Origin of the sequence: Paenarthrobacter sp. CM16 (genome assembly GCF_013179505.1) — a bacterium.
Taxonomy (GTDB): domain Bacteria; phylum Actinomycetota; class Actinomycetes; order Actinomycetales; family Micrococcaceae; genus Arthrobacter.
In genome coordinates this window covers 1-3,376 of sequence record NZ_JABMCX010000400.1, presented here as the reverse complement: position 1 = coordinate 3,376, position 3,376 = coordinate 1, and the positions used below count along the sequence as shown (strand labels likewise).

General features: G+C 64.5%; 3 protein-coding genes and 1 pseudogene. 2 read left to right on the top strand and 2 right to left on the bottom strand.

Features of this window, described 5'->3' with window-relative positions:
• A partial coding sequence (locus HP499_RS22430; RefSeq protein ID WP_253951745.1) for an ABC transporter transmembrane domain-containing protein occupies positions 1–442 on the bottom strand: 442 nt, incomplete at its 3' end.
• 3 nt (positions 443–445) lie between these two features.
• Positions 446–2,107, bottom strand: coding sequence for an ABC-F family ATP-binding cassette domain-containing protein (locus HP499_RS22425; protein ID WP_172326296.1), 1,662 nt, complete (start codon positions 2,105–2,107; stop codon positions 446–448).
• 210 nt (positions 2,108–2,317) lie between these two features.
• Between HP499_RS22425 and HP499_RS22420 the strand changes: the two genes are divergently transcribed.
• Together HP499_RS22420 and HP499_RS22415 are read left to right on the top strand one after the other, a co-directional pair.
• Positions 2,318–3,040 (top strand): hypothetical protein, encoded by a 723-nt coding sequence (locus tag HP499_RS22420; RefSeq protein WP_172326295.1) that lies wholly within the window; start codon positions 2,318–2,320, stop codon positions 3,038–3,040.
• Positions 3,037–3,376, top strand: a pseudogene (locus tag HP499_RS22415) (hypothetical protein); the annotation flags it as partial. The gene HP499_RS22420 and the pseudogene HP499_RS22415, both read left to right, overlap by 4 nt.

Genomic DNA, 3,376 nt, shown 5'->3' with positions numbered 1-3,376 from the left:
CGTCATTGTTCAATCGGCTGACCAGGGCGCCGGTCCGGGTCCGCGTGAAGAACGCGATGGGCATGCGCTGAACGTGGTCGAACACCCGCGTGCGCAGGTCCACGATGACGCCCTCGCCAATGATGGAAGACAACCAGCGGGTCACCAAGCCCACGCCGGCCTCACCGACGGCGACGATGGCGATCAGGACCGCCAGCCAGATGACCGTGCCCACGCCGGCATTGGCGATGATGGCATCCACCACCTGGCCGGCCAACACGGGAGTGGCCACAGCCAGGAAAGCACCGGCGATGGAGGCGATCACGAAGGCAATGAGTTTGCCCTTGTGCGGGGCAGCGAAAGCCATGACCCGTTTCAGGGTTTCCTTGGAGAACGGCTTCGATCCGCTCTTGGCAGTGGTGATGTTGTACAGCGAGCTCCAAGCCACGCGGTCCATGCTCATGGGTTACTTCTCCTGGCTGGGGGTGTGGTGCAGTTCCTGCACCCGGCCGTTCTCAAGGTGCCAGCGTGAATCAAGCCGCACGTTTTCCAGCAGCCTACGGTCGTGGGTGACCAGCAGCAGGGCGCCCTCGTAACTCTCCAGCGCCTCTTCAAGTTGCTCGATCGCCGGAAGGTCCAAGTGGTTGGTGGGCTCGTCGAGCACCAGCAGGTTCACGCCGCGGGCCTGCAGGAGCGCCAGTGCGGCACGTGTCCGTTCCCCCGGGGACAACGAGTCCACCGTGCGCGAGGTATGGTCGGCCTTCAGCCCGAACTTCGCCAGAAGCGTCCGGACATCGGCGCTGTTCCAGTCCACCAGCACCGCTTCGACGGCGTCGCCAAGCGGCTGCCCGCCGTCGAGCAGTCCACGTGCCTGGTCAATTTCGCCGATGGCGACAGAGGCACCCATGGAGGCATCGCCGTCGTCCGGTGTTTGCGTTCCGAGCAGCAGCCGCAGCAGTGTCGACTTTCCGGCGCCGTTGGGTCCGGTGATGCCGATGCGTTCGCCGCCGTTGAGCTGGAGGTTCACCGGTCCCAGCGTGAAGTCGCCTTGACGCGCGACGACGTCACGCAAGGTGGCGACGACGGCGCTTGAGCGGGGTGCCTGGCCGATGCTGAATTGCAGTTGCCATTCCTTGCGCGGTTCCTCCACCTCTGTGAGGCGGGCGATCCGGGACTCCATCTGGCGGACCTTCTGGGCCTGTTTCTCCGACGACTCGCTGCTCGCAGCCCGGCGGATTTTGTCATTGTCCGGGTTTTTCTTCATGGCGTTCCGGACGCCCTGGGAGCTCCACTCCCGCTGGGTGCGTGCGCGCGAGATGAGGTCCGCCTTGGTGTTGGCGAACTCGTCGTACCGTTCACGGGCGTGGCGTTTGGCTACGGCACGCTCTTCGAGGAATGCCTCGTAGCCGCCGTCGTACACCGCCACCGAGTTTTGGGCCAGGTCAAGTTCCACCACGGTAGTGACGCAGCGGGCCAGGAATTCGCGGTCGTGGGATACCAGCACCACGCCGCCGCGAAGGCCTTGGACGAAAGCTTCCAGCCGGGCCAGGCCGTCAAGGTCAAGATCGTTGGTGGGTTCATCGAGGAGGACCACGTCGAAGCGGCTGAGCAGCAGGGCTGCCAAGGCAACACGTGCTGCCTGCCCGCCGGAGAGCCCGGTCATGAGGGCGTCGGCGCCCACTTCCAAGCCGAGATCGGACAGCACAGCCGGAATGCGGTCCTCAAGGTCCGCGGCACCGGAGGCCATCCAACGGTCGAAGGCCAGCGAGTAGGCGTCATCGGCTCCGGGAGCCCCGGAGCCGAGGGCTTCGGCGGTGGCTTCCATGTCCACTGTGGCCTGGGCGCAGCCTGTCCGGCGCGCAATGTAGGCCGCAATGCTCTCGCCGGCAGTCCGCTCATGTTCCTGCGGAAGAAAGCCCACAAAAGCGTCCGACGGCGCAAGGCTGACGCTGCCGTCCTGGGACTGGTCCACTCCGGCAAGAATGCGGAGCAGCGTGGATTTCCCGGCACCGTTCGCGCCGACGACGCCCACAACATCGCCCGGCGCCACAGTCAGGGAAAGGTTGGAAAAAAGCGTGCGATGGCCGTGACCACCGGCAAGATCCTTGGCCACCAAGGTTGCTGTCATGTGTCTATCCTCCAGCAGGGACAACGCAGGAATTCAGGCCGCGATTCCCGCAGGCATGGAAAAACCCGTTGGTCCGGACTTGGGGGGTGTACGGACCAACGGGTTCAAGCATCAAGCATAATTCAATGTGGCGTCAGCGTAAAATCGTTTCGTACTCCCACTTACGGCTTCCTCCTGTCCTGCCCCGCGACCCGTCCCGGAAAGTTCCCCATGCCCTTACCGTCCAAGGCGTTCCAGCGCTGGCTTCACGGCGTCGCGCCCGATGCCAGCACAGCTGATGTCTGCCGGATTGCCGGCATCAAACGGACAACGCTGGCCCAGCAACTGGTCCGCGGCAAGGTTGCTGAATCAACGCTGGTGAGCATCAGCCGTGGATTCCACGTCGATCCAGTGCAGGCCCTGGCCACCTTCGACCTTTACGCCGACCTCAGGGGTGCCCCCGTAGCGCCCACGCCCTGTGAGCTGGTCAGCCAGGTGGCCACGATTGATCTGCTCCGGGCAGTAGTGGAACGCAGCGAACCCGGCACTGCCGCGGCGGCCCCCCTCTCTGAACCACCGCACCCTACGTCGGTGCGGAACTGGGTGGACGCAATCGACGACGGCGAGTTGCGGCACCGGGTCAGCGAAGCCACCGGGATCGCGCCACAGAACTTCTCAGCGCATCTGACAGCAAACCGGCTTCCTCCTGAACTGGCCATCGCCACCTCCCGGGCTGCCGGCGTCGGACCCGCAGGAGGACTGGTGGCCGGAGGACTGATCACTGAGGCAGAAGCCGGGTGGGCACCGAATGCCCGCCGGGAAGCGCTGGACCGAATGAGCCAAAGCGCGCTGGTCACCCTGGCCGGCGAGCGGCTCCTGGCCATGGGAAAGACCCTCAAACGCCAGGAACAAGACCACGAACGTACAGAACGAATTTGGGAGAACCTCGGATGACGGCCGTCCTGCCCTGGATAACGCTGCTTGTCTGCCTGGCCATCACTGTGGCGCGGATACCCAGTGCACTGCGCGGGGAGAACAGGGTGGTCTTCTATATTTTCGCCCTGATCTCCTTGAGCATCTTCATCAGCATTGAAGCGCCATACCTGGTCCTTGACGGCTGGCTTGGCGGGATGAACGTAGGCAACCTGGTCCTGCGCTTCCTGCTGTATGCGACGTTCTTCCTCATGGGCATCAAGATCGCCACCGCGTTCGGATCGCCGGCCGCAGTCCGTGCCATCAGGGGCCCGGTTGGCCTCACGGTCGCGGCAATCGTGGCAGCCCTCACTGTCT

What these genes read in the sequence shown, in the direction of transcription:
- HP499_RS22425 (WP_172326296.1), bottom strand. Translation starts at nt 2,107, where the DNA reads ATGACAGCAACCTTGGTGGCCAAGGATCTTGCCGGTGGTCACGGCCAT.
- HP499_RS22420 (WP_172326295.1), top strand. Translation starts at nt 2,318, where the DNA reads ATGCCCTTACCGTCCAAGGCGTTCCAGCGCTGGCTTCACGGCGTCGCG.